Consider the following 18,754-nt stretch of genomic DNA (forward strand, 5'->3'; position numbering starts at 1 on the left):
CGCGCTTTGTCAGTCGCGCGCCCGCCAGTTGGTCACACCGGCAAAGGGTTCATAGGGATAGGGATGGTATCCCTCGACCCGCGGGCCGACAGCGAAACCGATGCTGGGAATGTAAAGCCAGACACGGATGGCTTGGGCATTCACCTCGCGCAGCCAGTCACCGACCAATTGCGCCTGCGCATCGGGATCGACAGTCGCGTTGAACTGATCCGACAGGTCGACCAGTCGATCGTTCTGGAACCGCTCCCACCAGTGGTTGTTGTCATAGATCCCAGGCCGGAATGTGCCGCCCATCAACACGCCATCAAAGGCGACAGAGGGATCTTGCAGGATCGACAGGGTCGAGTTGAAATCGGCCGAGGCCAGCTCGACATTGATCCCCACCGCCCGCAGATATTGTTGGATGATCGGGGCCGACAATTCGCGCGTGCGGTTTCCCGTTGGGAAATTGAGAGCGAAATCAAAGGATTCTCCGTCCCTGTCAACGATGCCATCGCCGTTACTATCGACCCAGCCCGCCTCGGCCAACAGCGCCTTGGCGCGGTCGGGGTCATAGGCATAGGGATCCAGATCATCCGGATAATAGGGGCTGTCGGGATGTGCGTTGGTGTTGAAGGTAATCCCATGACCGAACAGCAGCTGGTCGACCAGCGCCTGACGGTCGATTGCGTGGATGATCGCCTGCCGCACCCGCACATCCGATAGGCGTGTATCCGTTGCATCCAGTGTCAGATATTGCGCCGAGGTGCCAACCTGTTCGTCAATCGTGATCCCCGCATCGGTAAAGGTCTGCAGATCGCGCGGGTTCCAGGACGACAGCGGCACGATGTCGAGTTCGCCGTTGATCAGCGCCGTTTGCGAGGTTTGCTGGTTGGACACGACATAGATCAGCCGCGATAGCTGAGCGGGCGCGCCGTAATAGGAATCGTTCCGCTCCAGCTCGACATATTGATCCGAGACGAAGCGGACAAAGCGAAACGGCCCCGTCCCGATGGGGTTTTGCAGCGCGCTTGTCGCCTCATTCCACTGTGCGATGGGGATCGGCTGCCAGATATGGCGCGCCAAAATCGGACGGTCGGCAAAGGTCGCAAAGGCTGCGGCATAGGGCGCGTCAAAAGTGAATTTCACCGTCAGCGGGTCGATCACCGTAATGCCCGGCAGATCGGCAACGACGCCGGTGCTATAGGCCTCGAACCCTTCCAGATGCTGCACGAACGGCAGATAGTCGCGCGGAAAATCAGGCGCGGCCGCGCTTTGAAAGGTAAAGGCGACATCTTCGGCGCTAAAGGCCACGCCGTCATGCCATGTAACGCCGTCACGCAAATGAATGATCAGACTGCGGCCGTCATCCTGATAGGTAAAGCTTTCGGCCAGATCCGGCAGCGGGTTCTGCGCCTCGTCCAGCGTGTAAAGGCGGCTATAGACGTTGAACAGGACATCGCGGTCATAATTAGTGAAATAGAGCGTCGGATGGAACGTGCCGTTCGGATTGCTCCACAGCGCATAGCGCAGCGTATCGGCGGGTTGCGCGGCAGCGGGCGAGAGCGCCGAGCTTGCCAATAAAGCGGCGGTCAGAAGCAGCGAAAATCTTTGACGAATTCTCATTACGGCACCTTCAGGGTGAGTTCCCCGAAAGGCTATGGAGTTTTCAACTGCCAGTAAATGAAAGGGATTTGTCCATTTTAGCGCCGCCGCAGGTTAGGCATTCCTTAAAACGACACGCAAACAAAGCCCCACTTCCACCGTAGAATATGCCTGTTGTTTCAGCCGTCTTCACGCATCAGAATCCCCCTGCCCTACCCCCACATCATGAGAAATGGCTGACGCATATGGCGCGCGGATCCGGGCGACAATCGTGGGCTTAGGCAGGTCCTATCAAGAGAGAAACACGAGGAAGGCAATCTCCTCCCGGTCTCCATGCGCCACAGAACCTCAGACGAAAGTCGTCCTTATACCATGGACTGAATGGGCGCATTGGAACACTGAAGTCCGTCATGAATTCGTTGGGATCCGGAAGAACCCCTGTCAAACCGATGCAACAATGCCGCAGCTTCTCCCGGGTCCGGACGCTGCCGAACGCAAAATCGAAGATCGCCATATCCTGATCGCGGTCGATAGTGTCCCATTCCGCCTCGAAGCTTCCCTTTGCTTTCCTCAGCTCCACGTAGAGGTTTCGTTTGGGCGTCGGCATGCTGTAAAGCGGAACCAGCTCGCAATAGCGTTCGAGGTCGATGATAACATTATTCACTGAAGCGAGCTGCGTTTCGGTGTCTTCTGGCGTATGGACCTGCCGCCGCGCTTGATCCTCCTCGAGCCGCATCGTCATATATTCGCGACCACGGTTGCTCTCGACCTTGATACCACCTGCGTTTGGCCAGTGTACCCGTTTTCCAGCGCCCCTATGCGATAGGCCGCATTGCCCATCAGGATGCAGTCAGCGGTCTGGGCAGCTGCTGCAACCGTGCCATGCCGTAGCGGTTGCAGACGCGGGCCCACCCCGGCCTCCTGGACAACCGCAAATATGTTCCAGTCGCTCGCAAATCCGGTCGGCAGCCCCAGAGAGGCTATGGTCGTGGTGGGGTCGTGCCATCAACATTGTACGACGCCGAGGCGCGCAGGATGGCCGGGCCGCCGGCATAGCCACACAGACCCGACGTGTTGCGCCAGCCCCCGAGAGACAGCCGCGTGTCCTATGCGAACAACCTCGACCGGATCGAGACTATCCGCAACAACGGGCTCCTCGAGGGGCTAGTGCGACTGCGCCGGCTGCGGACAGAGCTGGACCGCCAAACCAAACTACATCTACTTGCTCAAGATCCGTCATCTTCAGACCAAGAGGCACTATCTCAAACTCGGATATTCGTCGCATCCTGTAAAGAGACACAAACACCAGTTGGGCCTACCTAAATCCGCCGAAGTCGAGCTGCTCCGGGTCGTCGCCATGCCGACCGGCCATGAGGCCTGCGTCCAGGAGAAGGCCGCCCATGCCCACCTCAAACACGTGCATCCGGAATCCCTCGTCCCTGCCCCGTAATACGCAGACCTGATGAATGTGGTGTCCGAGATCTACAGCCCGGAAAGCCTTTCCATTCTGCAGGATACACTTGACCGGATCGGGGAGGAGATCATTGACGCCGCCTGAACCGGAATCTGGATGCCATCTCCGCGCCGCCCCAAACCGCGGCCCGGATCAATCCGGAAAGCGCGAAGGACGCCGCGGAATCGCGCGCGCCGACCGCATCGGCCCACCCGTCTCCGGCGCGCGGCCAACCGCGGCGCAAGCCGCGACTCTCGACCGCGCCGTGTGACCAGCATCCTGTGCTGCGCCGCCGTTGGGGCCGAACCGGATAATGCCGTCCGGCGCGGTGTTTCCGGATCACGTCCGACGACACATCGGCGGATCCGGATGCCTAGGCTCCAGACCCATTGATTTTGGGGTTTTGGCGTGATTCAGGCTCTGTGAGGAGACCTGATCGATGAGCAATCTATATTGGCTGAGCGATGCTCAGATGGCGCGCCTTGCGCCTTTCTTTCCCAAGAGCCATGGCAAGCCCCGCGTGGACGATCGTCGCGTCCTCAGTGGCATAATATTTATCAACCGCAATGGGTTGCGGTGGTGCGATGCGCCGAAAGAATACGGCCCGGCGAAGACCCTTTACAACCGGTGGAAGCGATGGAGCGACAACGGAGTCTTCGCCCGGATCCTGGTCGGGCTGGTCACTGAGCGCGCCGAGCACGAGACGATCATGATCGACGCGACGTATTTGAAGGCACACCGCACCGCATCAAGCCTTGGGGTGAAAAAGGGGGGCGCGGGCGCCAGATCGGGCGCACCAAAGGCGGCATGAACACAAAGCTGCATGCCGTTGCTGATGCCAAGGGGCGGCCGATCGGGTTTTTCATGTCGGCTGGGCAGGTCAGCGATTATACTGGCGCGGCGGCACTGCTAAGCAGTCTGCCGAAGGCGGGGTGGCTGCTCGGAGATCGGGGTTACGATGCCGATTGGTTCAGAGATGCGTTGAAAGACAAGGGGATAAAGGTCTGCATCCCAGGCCGGAAGTCCCGCAAGAAGGCGGTGAAATACGACAAGCGGCGTTATAAACGGCGCAACCGCATCGAGATCATGTTCGGTCGCCTCAAGGACTGGCGGCGCGTGGCGACCCGATACGACCGGTGTCCAGAGACCTTCTTCTCAGCCATCATCCTCGCCGCAACCGTCATGTTCTGGCTATGAGCAAGAACGAGTCCTGAGCCTAGCCATCGCTTCAAGATTGTTCATTCTAGCCCCTACTCTAGTCAGAGACATAGCCGATAGAATAAGCAAGGCTAAGACGTTAATCGAGGTTCCCAAGCATTAACCAGCCGCCAAGGGACAAGGGTGAACTCGTGGCTCTGTTCGACCACCGCGAACTTGCCGCTCGATAGCTGGACGGTGCCGGTGAACTTGCCGCTGATCTTCTCGCCATCCGCCGCCGCCCGAAATGGCAGCGCCTTGTCCTCGGCCATCTCTGTGCCGACGCGGGCGACTTCGCGCTCTCGCTGCGTGGCGAGAAGCCTGCGCCGGTAAAAGACGCGTCCGTTGTGCTGTCGCGTCGCGTCCCCCTGTTCGATATGATGCTCCCTGCGCTGCTCCATCGCCTCGCGCACTTGTTGCCCGAAACCGGCCGGAGCGAGATCCGATGCGTCGGGTGTAACCAGCCGCCGGTCGAGTCAGGTCGCGCCATCCGAACCGATCTGGCTTTCCAGATTGAAAGTCGAGATGACGCGGATGCTGGTCTGCCGGTTTCGGCCGGCATCGTAGGCGGCGGCGCGGCTCTCGAAGTCTTCAGGGATGCGCCATTGATCCGCGTCGATCCGCTCGGTGATCCCGGCGCGGCGCAGCGCCTCCAGACTGAGGGGGCTGGAGACTAGAACTTTCGACTAAGCCCCGGCTCTCCAGCCAATCCAAAACGCCACGGCATATCTTTGGCCCGCGTGATGCCAATGCGCGGGCCGCAAAGAATGTCTTTGTTCGATCTGTCATCAAATGTCAGCGCCAGATCGGTGCCATCGAAGGGGCGGCCATTATCTGAGAGCTGGACATCCAACGCCTGGGTCAGTCGCCCCGGTCCTGCGCAAAGCGGGCCTGCCGGGCGCCGTGCACGCATGTGATCAAGCCCCCATTGCGGCTGCAGGGCGCGGATAAGGACCGCTTCACCGGGTCGGCCAACCACATTCAAACAGACTTGGATTCCATAAGAGAGGTATACATAAGCGTACCCCGCTGGCCCGAACATCGCGCCATTACGCAGGGTTGGCCCGCGAAAGCTATGCGACGCGGGGTCGGTTGCACCATAGGCTTCGGTCTCGATGATCACACCCCCGACGACCCCGCGTACGGTCATGGTCGCGCCCAGCAACAGCTTTGCAAGCGTGCATATATCCAAAGAGGGGTCAAACGGTGGAAAGTCGGGCAAAGACATCACTAATCAGCAGAGGCGTATAGCAGGGCAATATCGCGATGATAAAGCGCGCAGGCAGCGCTCTCATGGCGCAGAGCCGCGCGGCGCGGCTCGAGGGTCACCCCGCCCGCCAAGTTTGATCCAGCACAGACGAAACCCACGCAGCCGGCCGTTATAGACAAGGCCGGTGACCATCAGATACGGTCGCTGCGCGACGCGGATCACCCCAGCGTTCCAATTCAAGCCCGCCGTTTGAAATCAGGCCAAAGCGGGACGGCGCATGGGGGACATTGTCTGGAGCAATTGGCCACGCTGCCCGTTTTCTTCTTGCATCAAGGAGTGACCAGCCCGAACCAGAATTCCCTACTCCTCCGTATCTTGAACAGAAGCAGACCGCGCCCGGATCGTTTCTTAAACTGGACCCTCGACCGGATCATGGCTAGAACACTACAGGGGCAGCGGCAGGCTGCACGGTAAGGTCGCGTTCATCACCGATGATGCTAGTGGCATCGGAGCGTGGATTTATCTGAATGCTTAGCGGTCCAAAAATCGAACAATAGCTTTCATGGAACAAATCTAGCGATCAATGTGTTGCTAGGATCGGACGCCCGTAAACGAGGTGGTTTATGCAAGATGTGATCCCGTTTGATTTACATCGTATGTTTCTAGGCGACGCACCACCGCTTTATTTCGCCGAAATTGTCTTGCGGATTGTGATAATCTGGACATGGACGATGCTTCTTTTGCGCTGGATCGGCGGGCGCAGCATTTCACAGCTCTCACTGGTCGAATTCCTCCTTGTGATTGCGCTTGGCTCGGCCGTCGGCGACTCGCTCTTTCTTCCGGACGTGCCGATTTTACATGCCTTCCTGGTAATCTTGGTTGTTGTTCTTATCGACAAGGGTATTGATCTGCTCATCAGACGCTATGACATCGTGAAGAGGGCGATCGACGGAGAACCGCTTGAAGTCGTCAAGGATGGCAAAATACTGACAACCAACCTGACCCGCCATACCATCAGCGCTCCAGAGCTGATGGAACTTCTAAGGTTAAGGGGCGTAGAAAATCTTGGCGCGGTCCGGCGCGCCTATCTTGAGCCCTCCGGACAGGTTTCGGTATTCAAATCCGACCAGATGCGCGCGGGACTTCCTCTTGTGCCGCCGGTCGAACAGCAGTCAAAGCGACGACATCCCTTTGCAAACTGCTGTTGTGCGAACTGTGGCAGTGTAGAGGTGCGTGTTCAGGATGCCAGAAGCGTTTGTGCGGACTGCGGACAATCCCTTTGGGCAGCGAAAGTCATGTCCGGCACCGGCACCGGCACCGGGAACAATAGCCACGATACGCCGTTGGATCAGAGAAGCCACGACAGGACAGCGGGATGAAAATTGGTTACCATGCCTCGCAGGAGCAATTTCCACCGGAAGAACTGCTACAATGCGCCGTCGCCGCGGAACAGGCCGGATTTGACGGCGTAAAAACCTCTGAACACTTCCACCCTTGGAGTGCTAACCAGGGCCATTCGGGTTATTCATGGTCCTGGATTACGGCGGCCATGCAGATCAGCAGCATCCCCTTTGGCCTCATCACCGCGCCCGGCTATCGCCATCACCCAGCCAGCGTTGCACAGGCGGCTGCAACAGTTGCGCGAATGTATCCTGATCGGTTCTGGCTTGCCCTAGGAAGTGGAGAGGCCATAAACGAGGCGATCACCGGCGTGTATTGGCCAGAAAAGGCCGAACGAAATGCCAAACTTAAAGAATGCGCTGCGATCATCCGCGCGCTCCTGACAGGCAATGAGGTCACGTTTCGCGGGCGCGTCACGGTCATAGAGGCCCAACTCTTCACCCTGCCCACAACCCCGGTGCCGATCTATGGCGCGGCAATAAGTTGTGAAAGCGCCGCACAGGTCGCACAGTGGGCGGACGGCCTACTTACCGTTGGGGGCGACCCAAGGGATGTGTCCGAAGTCGTCAAGGTATTCCGAGAGTCAGGTGGCGCAGGCAAACCCATACATATACAGCACGCTTTGTCATGGGCACCCGAAGAGGCTCTGGCACTTCACGAGGCACGGCATCAATGGGCCCCCGTCATCGCAGGCGGAGAGATAAATTGTGACATCCGCCGCCCAAAAGATTTCGATAGGTTTGCCACATTCGTAGATGAGCCTGCGCTGCGCGCACATATTTCCATCTCGGCCGATCTTGGGGTACACGCAGCACAAATTGCTGCGTTGGCGGAAATAGGCGATTATATCCATCTACACTGTGTTGGCCGAAACCAGCGTCAATTCATTGAGACCTTTGGTGCCACGGTGCTGCCCCAACTGCGCTAGATTGTGTTGACAAAAGGGCATTCCCCTTCGTTGTCTGCTGCGATGCAAGATCATCTCTTCGTTGGAATGGACCTTGACGCGCAGCCTGGTGCTGGATGTCGACTGGGCATTCTTTAAGGGCTTCAACCGGGCTGTTTTACACCCGGACGGCCGAACCCTGCGGACCATCGGCTTATTGTTTTTGGCATTTTTTGGATCTCTCGGACTGGGCAGCCCTGACGAGATCCGCCCGAAGAGTTCGGCGAATGGTCGGCGGTCTGTCGCTAGTTTCGGCGCTGGACGCTCGCCGGGCTCTGGAAGGACATCCAGGGAGCCTTGAACCATGCGAAGCTCGAACCCGACAAGCTCCAGATGATCGACAGCACCGTGATCAGGGCCCACCATCATGCGGCCGACGCAAAAGGGGGACTTCCAAAGGGGCTCTTGGCCGTTCAAGACGCAGCTTCTCGACGAAGATCCATATGCGCGTCAACGGCGCTGACCTCCAGATGAGAACCGAGATCGCGCCTAGGCAGGATTCAGGCTACACGGGGTATGGTTTATTCATAGCCGACAACCTGCCTCAGCCCTCCGTATTACTCGCCGACAGGGGTCATGACTCTGCTAAAGTTCGAGAAGACTTAGGGAGCCATAATGCAGTGCCGATGATACCGATGCGAAAGAACTCCAAGGTCCGAAAGACCGTCGATATGGCCATCTATACCCTGCCTACCTTGGTAGAGCGTCGCGTCAGTAAGCTGAAGAACAGCACGCGACTGGTGAACCATTACGACAAAACCGCCGATATTTTTCTCGGCTTCGTCGACATCGCCTGCACCAGGCTCTGGCTTCTCCATTCGTCAACACGACCTAGTGACAGGTGTATATCCGCAGTCGTCGCTTTCTCCATGATCTTGGTCTACAAGCGTTTTACTATAGGCCCTGATGAGAGACTGCTTTCAGGATCATGATCTCGAATAGAGACGCATTGTCAATGAAGCATTCTAGACCTCTATCGTCCACAAAACGCTCCATGGCCCCAGCATTTGACCATCTGCCCAGCCGGTTTGCCAAATTTTGCGCCCTATAAGGGGGACCGTCGACTCCTCGGATACATGGGATAAGTTGATATAGGCACGCAGCACCGCGCCATCGCCCATGATCCAGGTTGTAAACATGCTGCTGCGTCCCATGCGCTTGCCATGGGCGCTAAATCCAGCCATAGCTTTTAACCGTGGCACAATCTCGCGTTGACGCAAATCTATAAGAGTCCGATAGATACGAAGCATCTGCTGACCGTGATTTTCCTCGGCTTCGACCCAATCAATTTTGGCACGCATGAATGTGGCTTCACTGGTTGGATCGTAGGTTTCCTCGACATCCGGTTTAGTCGGATCTATATCCTCCGAATTGCCGCGCATGTCCCTCATCCGACCTTCGATTACGGATTCCCGCATGTCATCCGGAACATCTGAAAAGAATGGAAAGGCTGTGGTCGCCCCGAACTCCTCACCCATAAATATCATCGGGATCTGCGGCGATAGCAAATAAATGGCAATATAGGCATGAACCGCTGCGGCACTGGTAAAATGACTGATCCGGCTTCCTTGGATACGATTTCCGACTTGATCATGGTTTTGCATATAGCTGATAAAGGCCTGCGGCGGCAAAGCCGCGCTCGGTTCGCCCCTGTTTCGTCCCTCATGCAGCTTGTATTCGCCTTGAAAGATAAACCCTTCGCGCAGTGCGCGGCCTAGTTTGTCAAATACCACGTCATCGTCCAGAAAGTCCGCATAATAGCCACCGGCTTCCCCGGTGGTGGCTGTGTGCAGAACGTGATGAAGATCGTCATTCCACTGCGCCGTATAAAAAACCGGCTGACTTTCATTATCGCGCCGCAACCATGAGGCCCCGTTATCCGAGTTTTCCACAACAAGATGAATTTTTCTAGCAGGAAATGCACTGCGTATGCGCGCAGATAAAATTTCAAGAATATGTGTATTACTATCATCTTTCAATTCATGGATCGCATCAAGGCGAAGCCCGTCAAGATTGAACTCTGTCAGCCAATAAAGCGCATTGTCTATGACGAAAGAACGCGCAAAAGACGATCCTTCAGCATCAAAATTAATCGCGCACCCCCAAGGTGTATTATGCCTATCCGTGAAAATCGGTGTGAGTTTTTCGAGATCATTTCCAATCGGCCCAAAGTGATTATATACCACGTCCAGCAAGACCATCATACTGCGGGCATGTGCAGCATCTACAAAGGCCCGCATATCATCCGGGCTTCCATAGCTGTTCATTGGCGCATACCATGAAGCGCCGTCATATCCCCAGTTGAAGCGGCCATAACATTGCGCCACCGGCATAATCTGAATCGCTGTTATGCCCAGATCGGCAAGATGATCCAACCTTTCAATCGCCGACGCCCAAGTGCCGCTTTCGGTAAATGCCCCGATATGGAGTTCGTAGAGGATGGCTTCCTCCCAATCACGGCCAACCCAGGCTTTATCTGTCCACTGAAATAATGTCGGGTCGATTACCGCACTCGGCCCGTCCAAACCTTGGGGCTGAAAGCGCGACGCGGGATCCGCGATCAAACTGCGATCAGGCAGCGCGAACCGATAGAGTGTCCCGGCCGTCACTCCCGGCACCTCTATCTCGTGCCAGCCTTGGCCATTGGTACGCATGGGAACTGTCTCGGCCTCGGAAAGTACTAGCTGCACATTCGCGCATTTAGGAGCCCATAATCTGAACCACGTGCCATTTTGACTAATCGTTGCGCCGAACGGCATGTGATGCACACGCCCCCTGGTTGCCAGATAGCCCATTCGACTGCGTTGCATAATGTGTCACCTCCCGTCCTGTGCTGTTCCAACTAACGATTTAAAATTAATGATGATGCTTAACATCACCGGCCTTTTCGATGCATTTGCAGTTAATTTAACGCTCCGACCAACTACAGTGGCGAGCAAAAGTTGGCCTTAACCCTCTTGTTGCAAGCGAATGGAATTATCGCCCTAGTTTTGCTCATCGGGCGTCAGCCATATCGCCGAAAGCCCCGGCACAGTCAGCGTCGCGCCATAGGGCTGCCCCTGCATAGGCATATCCAGGGCTGAAATCCCGCCAAGATTTCCAAGATTACCCCCACCATAGACCGCCGCGTCAGAATTGAGGATTTCGCGCCAATTTCCTGCGCGTGGCAGACCGATCTGCACCTCGCGATCCACAGGCGTCATATTGATCGCAATCAGCACGGGAGCGGGATCGTTAGGCACGTGGCGTAACCAGACAAAGATAGAGTCCTGGTCTGCATTCGCATCTACCCACGTAAATCCGTCGCGGTCACTACCATGAAGGGCCGGATATCTGCGGTATAACCTGTTCAGATCGCGCAAAAAAGACGACATAGCACGTCCCTGCGGCTGGTCTGCCTCCCACCAATTCAGGTTTTCGTCATGGTTCCATTCGCGGCTTTGCGCGAATTCCTGCCCCATGAACAATAACTTCTTGCCGGGATGTCCCCACATAAAGGCGTAAAGGGCCCGAAGATTTGCAAATTGCTGGTTCGCGTCGCCCGGCATCTTCGCCAAAAGCGACTTTTTGCCATGCACAACCTCGTCATGGCTGAAAGGCAGGATGTAATGCTCCGAGCCGGCATAAACGGTGCTGAATGTAGCTTCATGGTGATGGTATTTCTTATGGATCGACTCGCGTGACATGTAACGCAGAATGTCATTCATCCAGCCCATGTTCCACTTATAACCAAATCCCAAGCCCTGCTGATCGACTGGCCGTGTGACACCGGGATAACTTGTCGATTCCTCTGCAATCATCATAATTCCAGGAGCTTCGCGATAAACTGCCGTGTTCAAATCCTGCAAAAACGCGATCGCTTCCAGGTTTTGATTGCCGCCATATATATTTGGTATCCATTCACCTGCTGGGCGTGAGTAATCACGATAGATCATCGAGGCCACGGCATCGACCCGAAGAGCATCGATGTGAAACTCCTCCAGCCAATAGAGTGCATTTGAAGTTAGAAAATCTTTGACTTCGCGGCGGCCAAAATTATAGATCAGCGTCCCCCAATCGGGGTGGCGCCCTTCGCGTGAGTCCTGATGTTCATAGAGGGCTGTTCCATCAAACATGGCCAATCCATGTGGATCTTCGGGAAAGTGGGCGGGAACCCAGTCGAGGATCACACCTATACCGCGGCTATGCGCAGCGTTTACGAATGTGCGTAGCTGGTCAGGTTTGCCATATCGTGCCGCCGGCGCATAAAGGCCGACGGGCTGATATCCCCACGACCCTGCGAAAGGATGCTCATGGACAGGCATCAGCTCGATATGCGTAAAGCCCATGTCTTCAATGTAATCCAAAAGACTGACGCAAAGTCCCTCATAACCGCCCTGCCCCCGCCATGATCCAAGATGAATTTCATAGATGGATATGGGCGCATCAGGGGAGTGGCGGCTGCCGCGTGTCGTCATCCAATCCTTATCCGTCCAGGCAAACGCGGATTTCATTGTCACGATGGAGGCATTGCCCGGCGCGCGCTCGGCCTGTTGGCCATAGGGGTCCGCCTTCAGTCTCATTATACCATCCGCACCCAACACCTCGAATTTATACAGGGCATCTGCAGTGACATCGGGCAGGAATATCTCCCATATACCGCAGCCATGCTGCAGCCGCATCGGAGCGCGGCGGCCGTCCCAGTGATTGAAATCCCCCACGACGCTGACGCGCCTTGCGTTTGGTGCCCACACCGCGAAAAATGTGCCCTTGACGCCCGATACCTCTACGCAATGTGCGCCTAAAGAATGCCATAAACGCAAACCATTAGGCGATTGAGACCATTTGTCGTGAAAAAGTGAGCCGTATCGGTAAGCGTCTTGCCATCCATAGACTGCACCATCCAAAAAATGCGCCTCAAAACGATAGCTTGGCGCAACCGGCATTGTCGCAGTCCATAGACCCGCCGCGTCAGGATGCTGCTGCATAGGCGTTTTTCCATCATCGCAGCATAGGAATACCGCCGCCGCATCGGGCATGAACGCTCTGATTTGCCACCCATGCGCGGTCAGGTGCGGCCCCAAAATAGCGAAGGGATCGGCCTCCCTGCCGTGTTGCAATGCGATGGCGCGGTCGCGCGGGACGCCCCCGCCCTCAGCGCGCAAAGTCACTGCCACCACCCCGAGAGGGATACAATTCCCGTGCTTGCCGATACACTGCCGCGTAATCCGCCGCCGCCTCGTCCCAGGAAAAGTCCATCCGCATCGCGTTTATCTGCATCTGCCGCCAGACGGCGGGCTGGGCATGGAGCGCGCACATATGATGCAGTGCTCGGCTGAGATGGCGTGGCTCGGCTCCCGGCAAAAGGATGCCAGTTGCAGCCTTTGCCTTTAGCGCAGCGGGCGTGGCGTCAATAATTGTATCAGCCAAACCGCCGACCGCCGTGGCGATCGGGATCGTGCCCTGCTCCATCGCATACATCTGTGTCAGCCCACATGGCTCGAACCGGCTGGGGATCAAAATGCAATCCCCGCCTGTGAACAGGCGCGCGGCCAGTTCCGACGAATAGGCCAGACATAACCCCACCCGATTGGGATGTTTGCGCCTGATTGACCTGAAACCATCCTCTATTGCTGGGTCGCCCGTGCCGACAAGGATCAGCGAGCTGTCGCATTCATCCAGCGCGCTCCAGACGTCCACAACGATATCCAACCCCTTCTGCGCAGTCAGTCGGCTGACGATCACCGCAAGCGGTCCATCACTGCGCAAATTGAACTCGGCGCATAGCTCGGCCCGCATCCGCCTTTTGTGTGCCAGATGCGCATTCACGGAACGCCGTCGCGGCGCGGCAACGTCGATCCCATTCAAAATGCCGCGAAAGCGGGTGCCACGTGCGCGCAGATAGCCATCCATTGCCATTCCGGTCTCAGGCTGAAGCAGTTCGCGCGCGTAATTGGGGCTAACGGTTGTCACAACGTCGGCTGTCTGGATGCCTGCTTTCAAAAACGAGGTGTGACCGTAGTGATCGGCCTCCTTCGTCAACCACGATTGCGGCAGCCCTATCCGATGCGCGTCGTCATAGGTCAAAATGCCTTGAAAAGACGCATTGTGCAGCGTGAGGGCGGTGCCAACTGGAATATTGCGCAGCTTTATCAGATGGGTCGCCAGCGCCGCGTGCCAATCATGCGCATGAACAACATCTGGCCGCCAGCCATCTTGCAGACCTGCGGCGGCAAGACATGCGCCCATCTCCGACAGCGCGGCAAATCTTCGCGCGACCTCGGCCCAGTCGCCCGTCATCGCCTCGTATGGGGCAGCAAGCTCGCCAAACAGCTGCGGGGCGTCGAGCAGCAGCAATGTATTGCCAGCGTGCTCGCCCATACGCACCACGGCCGCGCCACACAGCACCAAATCTTCGCGGTGCACGATTGGCCAGTTTCCCGCAAGCGCATCAAGCTGCGGATAAAGCGGCATCAGAGTGCGCGTGTCCCAGCCTTGCTTGCCCAGATAGCTGGGCAATGTCCCCGCCACATCTGCCAAACCACCGACTTTGATCAACGGTGCGAATTCAGCCGTGATCGAAAGCGCCCTATGATGACTTGCGCCCGGCCGGTCGCCGAAAAAAGAGTCATCCATTTCGATTATCGCGCATGATTGGTTCCAGATAAGATCCCGATGTTCCGGTCAAAAAAGAAACCGTGCGGCGCAGAACTTGTTCCGGCCGCACTCACATAATTTACAGTATAACCCGCGGATTTTGCGGGCCCATTGTCCCGGGCTTCATTAGGAATACTGCGCCTGCCTGCGGATAATGGGACAGTTGCGCGGGGGTCATGCCTTCACGGGCGGTGGTGATCAGCATGTGGTCTTGTTTTGGCCCCACCCAGGCGGGACAGGTTACATTTGGCACCGGCAGATAAAGCGATGTTTTATGCAGGCCGTCTGGCCCCAAGCAGATGATCCTGCTGCCGCCCCAGATTGCGACCCACAAATTACCATTATGATCGGTAACGGCGCCGTCGGGATGGTCCTGATCAAATTGGATCATCAGCTGCGGATGACCGCTTGGCAGGCCCGTCAGCGGATCCAGCCCGACCTTAAGGATGCGCTTTGCGGCGGTGTCGGCAAAATAGCCAGTCGCCCCGTCCGGCGAGAAGCAAATGGAATTTGGCGTGGTCATATCCGCCCAAAGCCTGCGCAATTCGCCTTTGCCAAAGTGGTAAATGGCGCCCGCCCCGGCTGTACCACGCTTGCTGATCGTGCTGATCCACCACGCCCCGCTGGGATGAACGCGTGCATCGTTTGAGCGCAATCCTCCTGTAGACCAGTCTGCGTGCAAAACAACATGCAGGCTGCCATTTGACAGATCGCGATCAAAAATGCCGCGCTCTGTCAGCAAAAGCTGCCTGCCATCGTTTGTGATCGCTGCGGCGCTTGCCTGTAGCGGCAGGGTGATCGCCTGCTGCCGCTGTGTCGTCCCGTCGCAAAGAAAAAGTGTCTTGCTTGCGATGTCAAACCACCAAGCCAAATCAGAGTCGCCGTCATAACCCGGCCCCTCCCCCAGTATCAGGCGATCTGCACTTATGGGCGTTGGAATGTCATGCACTTATTGCGCTCCTGCGTCAGATTCGCGAAAAACCACGACAGATTGAGGCGGGATGATCCACGTGCCTTCTGCCGGGATCTGACAGCAGACATTCTCAGCAGATGTGTCGATCACGCATGTCCAGCTGCCCGCTGGCAAGAGGAAACCTGTCTCGCCGCCAGCGTTGACGACAGTCAAGATACGGTCGCTCTCGCGCGCACACAGCAGCCCACAAACTTTCAGTCCCCTGTCCTGCCAGTCCTCCTCGCGCATGTCTTCACCGCAAGGATGCAGCCATGTCACCACTTGCGTGCCACTGTCGCCACGCAGAAACTGAGATGTCGCAATCTTATGAGTCCGCCGAAACGCCAGCAGATGCCGCACCGCCGCGTGCAGCGCCTCATTTTTGCCTCCCCAATCCAGCCAAGTGGTAGGATTGTCCTGACAATAGGCGTTGTTGTTACCCTCTTGCGTATGGCCAAACTCGTCGCCGGCCAGCAGCATGGGCACACCTTGCGACAAAATCAGCGTGGCCATCATCGCCTTGGCCCGCGCCAATCGCATTTGGTTGATATGCGGATCCTCGGTCGGGCCCTCGTGGCCGAAATTGTCGGAATGATTTGTCGAATGACCGTCACTACCATCCTCGCCATTGGCCAGGTTATGGGGGCCGTCATAGGACAATACATCCCAAAGCGTGAACCCGTCATGCGCCGTCACGAAGTTCACAGCGCTTGTCGCAGGTCTATGTGTGTGATCAAACTGCACGGGCGATCCCAGCAAGCGCTGCGAGAGGCGAGGAAGCATTCCCTCATCGCCTTTCCAAAAACGGCGCGTGTCATCACGAAACTTGTCGTTCCATTCGCGAAACGGCCACGGAAATCCGCCCAGTTGATAGCCGCCCTCGCCGATGTCCCATGGCTCTGCAATCAGCTTTACCTTTGACAAAATTGGGTCTTGCTGGATTGCTGCAAAGAAAGCGCCGCGCTGGTCGAAACCTTGCGGACCGCGCCCCAGCGTCGATGCCAGATCAAATCGAAAGCCATCGACATGCATCACCTCGACCCAGTAACGCAGTGAATCCAGCACCATTCGCAATACCATCGGGTGAGCGAGGTTAAGGGCATTGCCTGTGCCCGTCGTGTCATAGCAATGGCGGCGATCCTCTGCCAACATATAATAGCTGGCATTGTCGATGCCGCGAAACGACAGGGTCGGGCCCATTTCACTGCCCTCAGCGGTATGGTTGTAAACCACATCAAGGATCACCTCGATACCGGCGCGATGCATCTTTTTAATTGCCGTTTTCACCTCGATCACTTCGCCGGACTTCAGATATCCCTGATGGGGCGCGAAGAAGGCGATCGTATTGTAACCCCAATAATTGGACAGGCCCTTCTCGATCAAATGTCGGTCCTGCACAAAACCATGCACCGGCAGTAGCTCGACGGTCGTGACACCAAGGTCGGTCAGATGCGCGATAATCGCATCGCTCGACAACCCAACGAATGTGCCACGATCTTCGGCATCCACTGCCGGATGCTGCATTGTCAAACCGCGGACATGGGCCTCATACATGACAACCTCGTCCCAAGGATGACGGAGACTACTCTCCGCCTCCCAATCGAACACGGGATCGACCACCACGGCTTTGGGCATGAAATGCGCGTTGTCGCGATCATCGCGCACCAGATCATCCTGGGCGACATCATGGCCGAACAGCGCGTCATCCCATACGAAATCCCCTCTTAACTCGCGGGCATAGGGGTCCAGGACAAGCTTTGCCGGATTGAATCGATGCCCTTCCTCCGGGGCCCAAGGTCCGTGAACCCGATAACCATAGCATTGGCCCGGCCGTATCATTGGCAGATAGCCGTGCCAGATGCCGCCCTCTATTTGCGGCAGGTCGCCGCGCCAGATTTCGTTGACACCCGCCGCATCGAATAGGACCAGTTCGACCCGTGTCGCGTTCTCGGAAAAAAGTGCGAAATTTGTGCCATCACAGTCACATTCGGCACCAAGGCGATCGGACCAGCTGCGTTGCAGGTCAAACACAAGTTCGGATTTTTCGTCGATCATTTCGAATCTAAACCCCGACCACATTTGCACCATATTCCAACGGCTTTCCGCTGGAATGAGCCGCTTGCCAATTGGCAATCATACCGGCTGTGATCAACGCGGTTCCATTGGCGGTCGTCCTGAACCAATGGAGATCCTCGTCGCGGTCAAATCCAACCCGCAGCTGCGAGGGCACCCGAACGCCCGCTGCCACAATGGCGCGTGACAACATGGCGCCCTCTTCCACGGTGGCTCCCGGCAGCAAAACACTTCCGGTCATCGCCGCTCTACGCACTGCGGGCGAGAAACATTCCATATGTCCAGCAGAAAACGGGCGCGATGTTCCTGCGATGAAATCAAGTTGCGCCTGCAAATAACTGTCCAATGTGCCGACATCACGCCAATAGAATGTGCCCCCGTGGTAGGCGGCTGGGCGATAGGCATGGGCGACACCCTCGTCTACGGCGATGGGTAAAATTTCATGCCCGAAGTCATGACGATCATCACAGCACAGTGCCTGTGCCAGCCAAGCCCGATCAAAGACATAGATGCCCATGCTTACGAGGGCGCGCGTCGGATCAGCACACAGCGCAGGCGGGTCATTGGGCTTTTCCAGAAAATGCCTAATACGCCCATCAGCGTTGACATCCAAAACGCCAAATGAAGACGCCTTATCGATATCAACCAGATCAGCTGCTACTGTGACCTTCGCGCCCGAAGCCCGATGCGCCTCGATCATTTGACGATAGTCCATACGATAGACATGATCGGCAGACAGCACCAAAACCGTGTCCGCCCCGCTGTTTAAAACGGCCTCGAAATTTGCCCTAACAGCATCCGCCGTTCCGGCATATCCACCTGGGGCAAACTGAAATCCATTTCGAAAGACAAGGCCTTGGTCGAAACGGCCCGCCCAGGCCCGTTGCAGGTAGTCGCTCAGGTTATTCGCCCGATATTGCCCAGCGACCAACACCTGACGCACCCCCGAGCGCACTGCATTTTCCAGCGTAAAGTCTATCAAATGGCCGCCCGCAAACGGAAGCGCGGGCTTGCACACATTCTCTGTCAGCTCGTGAAGGCGAGCGCCCTTCCCTCCTGCCAGCAATATGCAGAAGGTTTTCGTAGGCTCTTCAAAGTGAATGAACATTTCAGGACCTCTGATGGACTCAAAGGGTGCAATCATTGGCTCTCGCGAATGTTCCGTGAACACCAACGCATCGAGCATTTTTTATGCTGCACATGCACAACCCACTGGTTATGTCTACTGCATTGGCAGCGGTATTCTTCAGGGCGGGGAAATTGGGTAGAGAGGCGTCTTGGTCTCTCCTACTGCGATAGTCG

General features: G+C 56.8%; 12 protein-coding genes and 2 pseudogenes. 4 read left to right on the plus strand and 10 right to left on the minus strand.

Going from position 1 to position 18,754, the window contains the following annotated elements; genetic code table 11:
- Window positions 1-9: 9 nt before the first annotated feature.
- The gene (locus KVU_RS07330; protein WP_013384717.1) at window positions 10-1,605 is read right to left on the minus strand and encodes an ABC transporter substrate-binding protein; all 1,596 of its coding nucleotides are present in this window, start codon (window positions 1,603-1,605) and stop codon (window positions 10-12) included.
- A gap of 256 nt (window positions 1,606-1,861) precedes the next feature.
- A complete protein-coding gene (locus KVU_RS16170; protein ID WP_014537835.1) occupies window positions 1,862-2,326 on the minus strand; it encodes a helicase in 465 nt (154 codons plus the stop codon).
- A gap of 1,150 nt (window positions 2,327-3,476) precedes the next feature.
- Between KVU_RS16170 and KVU_RS07340 the strand changes: the two genes are divergently transcribed.
- Window positions 3,477-4,234, plus strand: a protein-coding gene (locus KVU_RS07340; protein WP_148225652.1) for an IS5 family transposase whose coding sequence is annotated in 2 segments (ribosomal slippage) — window positions 3,477-3,801 and window positions 3,801-4,234 — 759 coding nt in all. Because the reading frame shifts where the segments join, the coding sequence is not laid out codon by codon here.
- A 92-nt stretch (window positions 4,235-4,326) separates the two neighbouring features.
- On the opposite strand, the pseudogene KVU_RS07345 reads toward KVU_RS07340, so the two are convergent.
- Together KVU_RS07345 and KVU_RS07355 are read right to left on the minus strand one after the other, a co-directional pair.
- Window positions 4,327-4,890 (minus strand): annotated as a pseudogene (locus KVU_RS07345) (DUF3363 domain-containing protein).
- Window positions 4,891-4,907: 17 nt separating this feature from the next.
- Entirely contained in the window at window positions 4,908-5,462 is a 555-nt protein-coding gene (locus tag KVU_RS07355; protein ID WP_060486264.1) for a DNA-3-methyladenine glycosylase, read from the minus strand.
- Window positions 5,463-6,067: 605 nt separating this feature from the next.
- Here KVU_RS07355 and KVU_RS07360 point away from each other — a divergent pair.
- The 3 genes and pseudogenes from KVU_RS07360 to KVU_RS07370 all read left to right on the plus strand — a co-directional run.
- Window positions 6,068-6,823, plus strand: a complete 756-nt coding sequence (locus KVU_RS07360; RefSeq protein WP_013384721.1) for a DUF421 domain-containing protein — start codon at window positions 6,068-6,070, stop codon at window positions 6,821-6,823.
- Window positions 6,820-7,773, plus strand: coding sequence for a TIGR03885 family FMN-dependent LLM class oxidoreductase (locus KVU_RS07365; protein WP_013384722.1), 954 nt, complete (start codon window positions 6,820-6,822; stop codon window positions 7,771-7,773). Before KVU_RS07360 ends, KVU_RS07365 begins: the two co-directional genes overlap by 4 nt.
- 61 nt (window positions 7,774-7,834) lie before the next feature.
- Window positions 7,835-8,618, plus strand: a pseudogene (locus KVU_RS07370) (IS5 family transposase); the annotation flags it as partial.
- Between the two features lie 138 nt (window positions 8,619-8,756).
- Here KVU_RS07370 and treZ read toward each other — a convergent pair.
- The 6 genes from treZ to KVU_RS07400 form a co-directional block, all read right to left on the minus strand.
- A complete protein-coding gene (gene treZ, locus KVU_RS07375) occupies window positions 8,757-10,586 on the minus strand; it encodes a malto-oligosyltrehalose trehalohydrolase (RefSeq protein WP_162467588.1) in 1,830 nt (609 codons plus the stop codon).
- A 189-nt stretch (window positions 10,587-10,775) separates the two neighbouring features.
- A complete protein-coding gene (glgB, locus tag KVU_RS07380; protein ID WP_420812004.1) occupies window positions 10,776-12,941 on the minus strand; it encodes a 1,4-alpha-glucan branching protein GlgB in 2,166 nt (721 codons plus the stop codon).
- Entirely contained in the window at window positions 12,925-14,406 is a 1,482-nt protein-coding gene (gene glgA / locus KVU_RS07385) for a glycogen synthase GlgA (RefSeq protein ID WP_013384725.1), read from the minus strand. Before glgA ends, glgB begins: the two co-directional genes overlap by 17 nt.
- A gap of 100 nt (window positions 14,407-14,506) precedes the next feature.
- Window positions 14,507-15,376 carry an SMP-30/gluconolactonase/LRE family protein gene (locus KVU_RS07390; protein ID WP_013384726.1) on the minus strand — a complete coding sequence of 290 codons (870 nt, stop codon included), beginning with the start codon at window positions 15,374-15,376 and terminating at the stop codon, window positions 14,507-14,509.
- The gene (gene glgX / locus KVU_RS07395) at window positions 15,377-17,434 is read right to left on the minus strand and encodes a glycogen debranching protein GlgX (protein ID WP_013384727.1); all 2,058 of its coding nucleotides are present in this window, start codon (window positions 17,432-17,434) and stop codon (window positions 15,377-15,379) included.
- A gap of 7 nt (window positions 17,435-17,441) precedes the next feature.
- Window positions 17,442-18,638, minus strand: a complete 1,197-nt coding sequence (locus KVU_RS07400; protein WP_013384728.1) for a glucose-1-phosphate adenylyltransferase family protein — start codon at window positions 18,636-18,638, stop codon at window positions 17,442-17,444.
- Window positions 18,639-18,754 lie beyond the last annotated feature (116 nt).

Origin of the sequence: Ketogulonicigenium vulgare WSH-001 (assembly GCF_000223375.1) — a bacterium.
GTDB lineage: Bacteria > Pseudomonadota > Alphaproteobacteria > Rhodobacterales > Rhodobacteraceae > Ketogulonicigenium > Ketogulonicigenium vulgare.

Bases quoted from the DNA above. Each gene is read 5' to 3' on its own strand.
- KVU_RS07330 (WP_013384717.1), bottom strand. From the start codon at position 1,605: ATGAGAATTCGTCAAAGATTTTCGCTGCTTCTGACCGCCGCTTTATTG.
- KVU_RS16170 (WP_014537835.1), bottom strand. From the start codon at position 2,326: ATGACGATGCGGCTCGAGGAGGATCAAGCGCGGCGGCAGGTCCATACG.
- KVU_RS07355 (WP_060486264.1), bottom strand. From the start codon at position 5,462: ATGTCTTTGCCCGACTTTCCACCGTTTGACCCCTCTTTGGATATATGC.
- KVU_RS07360 (WP_013384721.1), top strand. From the start codon at position 6,068: ATGCAAGATGTGATCCCGTTTGATTTACATCGTATGTTTCTAGGCGAC.
- KVU_RS07365 (WP_013384722.1), top strand. From the start codon at position 6,820: ATGAAAATTGGTTACCATGCCTCGCAGGAGCAATTTCCACCGGAAGAA.
- treZ (WP_162467588.1), bottom strand. From the start codon at position 10,586: ATGGGCTATCTGGCAACCAGGGGGCGTGTGCATCACATGCCGTTCGGC.
- glgA (WP_013384725.1), bottom strand. From the start codon at position 14,406: ATGGATGACTCTTTTTTCGGCGACCGGCCGGGCGCAAGTCATCATAGG.
- glgX (WP_013384727.1), bottom strand. From the start codon at position 17,434: ATGATCGACGAAAAATCCGAACTTGTGTTTGACCTGCAACGCAGCTGG.
- KVU_RS07400 (WP_013384728.1), bottom strand. From the start codon at position 18,638: ATGCTCGATGCGTTGGTGTTCACGGAACATTCGCGAGAGCCAATGATT.